We start from the raw sequence: 6,090 nt of genomic DNA, 5'->3' as shown, positions 1-6,090 counted from the left end.
GCCATGACTCAAGTATGGACGCGATCACTTATACAGTCAAGGGATAATTACCACAATACGGCGCGTGTCAGTGTCTCTGGCCGGGTTATGAGGTCGAGCGGTGACAGGGAGGTCGATCTTGACCAGGAGGAGCAACGACTGCGCTCGCGAGCACTGTTGCCTATTCGCGAGTGACGTCGTCAAGTGTGGACGGCGGTGACGAGGCATGCGCGTCGTTGCTGACGACCTGCCGCGGTCTAGCGATCTCCGAGCAGATCTCGCATATATCCCTCGCAGTGCGTCACCGGCAGGGCCGGGTACCGGACGAACCGCCGGTCCGTTGCGGCCAGGGCACAGCGCAGGTACACAGTGCCGCGCCGGGTCGGCCGCAGCAGGCCATGCAGACATCTGCCGCACAGCCCGGCACGATTCCGCAGGTCGGCAGCATGATCGATCACCTGCGCAATCATGCCCGGAGATCGCCGGTGATCCGGCGCGAGCTGCCCGGTTGGGCGGCGAGCGACGAATACCAATTCCTGTCCGGGTCGATCCGGCGCATCGCGGACATCAACCACCTCGTACCCGGCGGCGTCCAAATCGGCCTTAATCTCATCCCTCTCCCGGAAGCGCAGCGTGGACCGGGAATGCAAGGTGGCGCCGTCGCCATGGAAGAGCCACGTTCCTTGAAAGGTGACTAACGGCCAATCGAACGTCGTCAGCTCGATCCAGCGTGTCACCGCCCCCACACCGGGTATCTCCGTGGTCTTGCGGGTCGATTCCCTGGTCCAGCGCTCCTAAGCGCGTGCCGCGGGATCACGGGTCTCGAAAACCAGGTGGCCTCCCGGCCGTAAAGCGGCCCGTATCCCGGCCAGGGTCGCGGCCCATTGCCGTGGGTCGGCTATGGATTGCGCCGCATTACCTGTGATGGTCGCGAGATCTCGGTCGATGACCGGCAAGCCGGAGGCGTCGCCTTCGATCCACCGCACGCGCTGCGCGCCTGGCTTGCCGCGCGCAACCGCTAGCGAAGCAACGGCCGGATCGACGGCCACAACATCGCAGCCTCGGTCAGCAAGCAGCAGCGCAAGTGTGCCGGTGCCACAGCCAACGTCAACAACGCGGCGGGCGCCCAGCTCGGCCGCGAAGTCGACGTAGGTATCGAGGTCGCTGCGGTCGGGATCGAGTGCGTCATAAATCGCCGCCAGCCGCAGATCCCGAAACTCCTCATCGACCACAAGAACGCAGCCAACCACCTAACGACGGCCTAGCGCCCGTGCCGTGAGGGTTCCTGCGAGTTCCGTCGCGACCTCGCGGTGGGGTGGTGGCTGCGATTGGTCGGCTGGTGTTCGGCCAGTCCCTGGATCATCAGAGTGAGACCAGATCTGAAGGCTTCGTCGTGGTCGATGCGAAGCTCAGGGTGGTCGGTCGGCGCGTGTTGGTCTGCTTGTTGTTCAAGGACGCTGCCGACGGTGAAGCGGCTCGCTGCCAGCATCGCCATCTCGGCCGGCCGTCGTGGCAGTCCTGCGCTTACCAGAAAGTCGATCTTGGCTGTAGTCCGGTCCAGGGCAGTTCCGGCGGGGCGGCTGCCGGCGTGGAGCCGGGCGCCGTCGCGTCGCATCAGCAAGGTCCTCCGGAAGCTCTCGGTGTTGCGGGTGAACCAGGTGCGCCAGTCGTCCAAGGGTGAGGGCAGGGCAAGGTTTGCGTGTGGGGCCATGGCGGCGGTGGCCATCGCGACCAGCAGTGCGTCCTTGTTCTTGAAGTGCCAGTAGAGCGACGGTTGTTTCACGTCGAGCCGTAGCGCCAACGCGCGAGTGCTGACGTGGTCCAGGCCGACCTCGTCGAGCAGGTCGAGCGCGTGCTCGACGATCTCGTCGCGCGACAACGGCACGCTTGACAACCTATCACCGATAGAGGCACGGTGGAGGCGTCCCTATCGGTGATAGTGCGCTGGACAGCGGCGCGCAGCAGAGGGTGGTCGATGCCCCACCCCACGTGCCCACTCCCGGCAGACCCGAACCGGACCTCGGCGTCGTCTGACGTCGATACCCTGACACGCTCCAGAAATTAGGTACTCAGATGTCTTTTCTTTTGACCGGAGTGACCGGCAGCGTCGGCCGCGAAGTCGTCGGGCAACTGCTGCAGACCGGCGCTGACGTGCGCGCTTCGACGCGTGACCCCTCAACGGTGTCCCTACCGGACGGCGTGGCGGTGCGGGCCGTTGACCTGGCGCAACCGTCCACGCTCGCTGCCGCGCTGGACGGGGTCGACGCCGTCTACCTGTTCCCCTCCTTCGACGACCCGGCCGGCGTCGCCCGCGCCGTCAGCGAGTCCGGCGTGACCCGCATCGTGCTCCTGTCCTCGATCTCCACATCACTGCCAGACGGCGAGCACCACCCCAATGCAGCACGGTTCCTCGGCCTGGAGCGGGCGCTGGCGGCAACTGGCATCACCTGCACGTTCCTGCGGGCCGGTGAATTCGCCGGCAACATCCGCTTCTACGCCCCCGGCATCGCCGACGACACGGTGCAAGTACCGTTCCCGGACTCGCTGCACCTGCCCATCGACGAGCGCGATATAGCCGAGGTGGCGGTCATCGGCCTCACCACCGACAGGCTCGCAGGCCAGAAACCACGCCTGACCGGCGAGCAAGCGCTCACGCTGCGGCAGGAGATCGAGATCATCGCCGACGCCGTCGGCCGGCAGATCCAGATCACCGAGCTGACCGAACAGCAGGCCGTCGACGGGTTCATCCCGCAGGCGCCGCGCGCAATGGTCACCACCATGATCAGCACCTGGAAGACCACGATCGGTCAGCCACCCGAGCCGTCACCCGCCATGCGCACGATCACCGGACACGCGCCCGGCAGCTTCGCCAACTGGGTACGCGACCACGTCGACCAGTTTCGATGAGCCCCGGCTCGTCGTTGAAATCCGAGCTGGGACTCGCTGCGTCGACGTTACTGACGACGCCGGCGCGGGTGCCGTACGTCGTTCGGCGTGCAACACGCACTGATCGGGAATTGTCGTCAGCGGCAATCACGCGGCAAACTTGATGATGCTTGGCGCGGTCGATGTCAGGAGCGTGCATGTGGTGGCAGTCCGTCATAGCCGTTGTTGTTGTCGTGTTCGGCATCTACGCCTTCTTCGTTCTCGCGCGAAGTCGGACGAAGACGCTGGAAAGACGCACTAACCGTCGCGCCGAGGATCTGTACGACGACTTCGCCGATCGGCCACGTCGCTTTCGGCGCCACTACCGGTGAGTCGCTGGACAGCAAATCGGTGTCGGGTGCCAGCGGCGCTGATCAGCACCCCGGCCGCGAGGAGACACGCCGCGCTCAAGGTGAGCGGACCGACCGGTGTGCCGGTATCGGCCAGAGCTCGGGTGGTGCCGGTCGGTGCGCTGGCACCGGTGCCGGGTGTCGAGGCAGAGCCGGGTGGTGTCGACGTCGGGGCCGGTGGGGCGGCATGACGCAGCGCGAAGTTGAGACCGCCGCGTAGTTCGCCGGCAGCGGTGATCGTGACCGTGCGCGTCGACGGACTGACCACAGTGTTGGTGGGCGACGTTCGAACGGTGACGGTGTAGGTCGCGGGCTCGAGATCATCGACGACATACGTTCCGTCGGCGTCGGTGCTGGTGTACACGGTGCGGGCGGGACCGTCGATTCTCACGCGGGCGCCGGGCACGGGCTTGCCGTTGTCGGTGACGGCGCCGGCGATGACCCCGACGCGGTGCACGGTGAAGTCCTGCCCGGTGACGTCCGCGTCGGCGACGGGCACGTCTTCGCGGTCTTCAGGTGCACCGTAGCCGGGGGGTGCGGTGACAGAGATGGCGTACTTGCCCGCTGGGACGTGGACGAATCGGTAATGGCCGGCGCTGTCGGTCACGGTGTGCGTGACGGTGCCGGTGGTGTCGGTCAGGGTGACGGGCACGTCCTCCAGCGCTCCGGTCGCTGAGGTGACGGTGCCGGACACGGTGGGCTGCTCGCGTACCTCGAAGTCCTGATCGGGTACCGGCCGGCCGATGGCGACGTCGACGGTGTGCGAGACCGGGGGTTGGGCGGTGTAGCCGGGCGGTGCGGTGATGGCGACTCGGTAGCCGGTGCCGGGCTGGTTGTTGTCGAACAGGTAGCGGCCGGTGTCGTCTGTCGTCGCCGTGCTGTGCACGCCGGCCGGGTCCGTGAGGGTGATGGTGACGCCTTCGAGCGCAGTGCCGGCAGTGGTGGTGACGGTGCCCGTGATCGGCTGCGGCCGGACGTCGCGGACGGCGAAGTCCACGTTGGCGTCGCCGCCGGTCAGGTCAACGGTTCGCTGTGCCGTGCCGAACACCTCGCAGCCGTCCAGCGGTGCGGCAGGTGCATCGACACGCACGGTGTAACCGGGCGCGGCGATGTACCCGGGGAACGTGTAGCTGCCGTCGGCGCGCGGCTGGGTGCTGGCCAAGGGAGTCCCGTCGGGACCGAGCAGGTGCAGCGTCGCCTCCGTGGCAGTACATCGCGTCGTACCGGTGACGGTGCCGGTCACGTCATGGGATTCGCCGGCGAACCAGATCTGGTAGACGGGGAAACCGGACCGTTGCGTGAACACGAAGGTCAGGCTGGACAACCCCCGGTCGGGAGTGAACCAGTCAGAGGCGCCGTTGGTATCCGTTGCAGTCGGGTTGCCGACGAGTGTGGTGCTCGATCGGTCCCAGGTGGGTTTGTCGGTGCCGCCGGCGTAATTGAATGCGCCTTGTTCCCACCGGTCGATGTCGGTGCCGGGAACGGGCTGGCCGTCGGCGTCCCGAGCGGTGATGTGTACCTGGTCGGCGTCCACGTCGCCAAGTACGAAGCTCCACCCCGCGGGCGGGGTCGTCGAGGCGAAGTCGAAGGTGGTGGACGACGGGGACGTGGCGTTGTCGGCGTACGGGCGCAGATTGAGGTAGGCCTGCCCCTGACTTGTTCCGTAGCGGGCACCCGGCGGGGTCGACGCGTTCAGGTAGGTCGAGGACCCGCTGGGCAGTTGCACCGGGCTGCGCGAATCAGACACCCACTCCGCGGCCGGGAACCCACCCGCAGGCAGCTGCATCCACCCATGAAAGGCATGACTACTGCCCCTAGGTGTCGACCACTGCGCCCAACCGGACGACGTCGGCGCCGCGGCCGCGGGAGTGGCCCACGACAAGACGGCAGCGAGCACTGCGACGCCGATGCTCGTGCGCGCAGCTGACGCGCGGGAGGCCAATACCGATCTCGGGGCGTGCATCACGATTTCTGTCCATTCGCTCGTCACTGCCCCGTAGTTCGATAGTTGCACCAATCGCCGGAAAATGCCCAGGCCCGCACAACGCCTGCCCCATTCCTGCGGCACACTTTTCGGCAGTGGCTCGGCCCGACGAGGCGGATGAGGGAGTTCGGCATGAGCGAGAGCGACGGCGGCGCAGCGCCGACCGAGGCCGTCGGCACCGCCGAGAGCCGTGACGTGCTCACCGACGACGACCGCATGCAGTTCGAGGCGTTCATCGAGGAATACCGCGGCGCCATCGAGTCGACTCTGGACGGACTCGACGAGCAGCAGGTGCGCCGGCGCCTCGTCCCGTCGAGGACGACGCTGCTCGGCCTGCTCAAACACGTCACGTGGATGCAGCAGGTGTGGTTCGAGGAGTGCGTCGGCGGGGCGTCCCGCAAGGAACTCGGCTTGGTCGACACTCCCGACGAGTCGTTCCGGCTCGCCGACGACGACACGATCGCGTCGATCACGACGGCCTACCGAGAAGTTTGCGCCAAGGCTCGGGCGGCGGTTACCGGCCTGCAGCTCGACGCGGTCGTGACCGGCCACCCGGCCGGCCCGCGCACGCTCCACTGGGTGTACCTGCAGGTCCTGCGCGAGCTCGCCCACCACAGCGGGCACGCCGACATCCTGCGCGAACAGATACTCGCCGACTGATGGCCGGCGATTGGTCGGCTGACGTCGCCGTCGAGGACATCGGCGGCGGTGACGGCGAACTGCGCGAACGGGTCGACGGGGCCTACCGCGCGAAGTACGAGCGGCACGGCAGCAGCTCGATCGACGCCATGGTGTCGGCGGACGCCGTAGCCGCGACGCTGCGGCTCACCCGGGTCTGAGACCGGGCGCCCG

The 6,090-nt window shown here is 67.2% G+C and carries 5 protein-coding genes and 1 pseudogene; 3 read left to right on the top strand and 3 right to left on the bottom strand.

The window, feature by feature from the left end:
* Positions 1–488: 488 nt before the first annotated feature.
* A pseudogene (locus ACFFCN_RS12730) lies at positions 489–1,211 on the bottom strand (class I SAM-dependent methyltransferase); the annotation flags it as partial.
* A gap of 29 nt (positions 1,212–1,240) precedes the next feature.
* Positions 1,241–1,858: a TetR/AcrR family transcriptional regulator C-terminal domain-containing protein gene (locus tag ACFFCN_RS12725; protein WP_375492125.1), complete on the bottom strand. Its 618-nt coding sequence runs from the start codon at positions 1,856–1,858 to the stop codon at positions 1,241–1,243.
* A gap of 194 nt (positions 1,859–2,052) precedes the next feature.
* On the opposite strand from ACFFCN_RS12725, the gene ACFFCN_RS12720 reads away from it, so the two are divergent.
* Positions 2,053–2,886 (top strand): SDR family oxidoreductase, encoded by an 834-nt coding sequence (locus ACFFCN_RS12720; RefSeq protein WP_375492124.1) that lies wholly within the window; start codon positions 2,053–2,055, stop codon positions 2,884–2,886.
* A 276-nt stretch (positions 2,887–3,162) separates the two neighbouring features.
* Here the strand turns inward: ACFFCN_RS12720 and ACFFCN_RS12715 are convergent, their stop codons facing one another.
* Complete coding sequence (locus ACFFCN_RS12715) at positions 3,163–5,040, bottom strand: collagen binding domain-containing protein (protein WP_375492122.1); 1,878 nt, start codon at positions 5,038–5,040, stop codon at positions 3,163–3,165.
* Positions 5,041–5,370: 330 nt separating this feature from the next.
* Here ACFFCN_RS12715 and ACFFCN_RS12710 point away from each other — a divergent pair, with 330 nt between their 5' ends.
* Together ACFFCN_RS12710 and ACFFCN_RS12705 are read left to right on the top strand one after the other, a co-directional pair.
* Positions 5,371–5,898, top strand: a complete 528-nt coding sequence (locus ACFFCN_RS12710; RefSeq protein ID WP_375492121.1) for a DinB family protein — start codon at positions 5,371–5,373, stop codon at positions 5,896–5,898.
* Complete coding sequence (locus tag ACFFCN_RS12705) at positions 5,898–6,077, top strand: DUF2255 family protein (protein ID WP_375492120.1); 180 nt, start codon at positions 5,898–5,900, stop codon at positions 6,075–6,077. The genes ACFFCN_RS12710 and ACFFCN_RS12705 overlap by 1 nt, the downstream gene beginning before the upstream one ends.
* The last annotated feature ends 13 nt before the right edge of the window (positions 6,078–6,090 follow it).

Source organism: uncultured Jatrophihabitans sp., assembly GCF_964246335.1.
GTDB lineage: Bacteria > Actinomycetota > Actinomycetes > Mycobacteriales > Jatrophihabitantaceae > Jatrophihabitans.
Note: the sequence above shows the minus strand (reverse complement) of the source record. Positions and strands in the feature narration are given on the sequence as shown.

Coding starts and splice junctions, on each gene's coding strand:
- ACFFCN_RS12720 (WP_375492124.1), top strand. CDS start 2,053: ATGTCTTTTCTTTTGACCGGAGTGACCGGCAGCGTCGGCCGCGAAGTC.
- ACFFCN_RS12715 (WP_375492122.1), bottom strand. CDS start 5,040: ATGCAGCTGCCTGCGGGTGGGTTCCCGGCCGCGGAGTGGGTGTCTGAT.
- ACFFCN_RS12710 (WP_375492121.1), top strand. CDS start 5,371: ATGAGCGAGAGCGACGGCGGCGCAGCGCCGACCGAGGCCGTCGGCACC.
- ACFFCN_RS12705 (WP_375492120.1), top strand. CDS start 5,898: ATGGCCGGCGATTGGTCGGCTGACGTCGCCGTCGAGGACATCGGCGGC.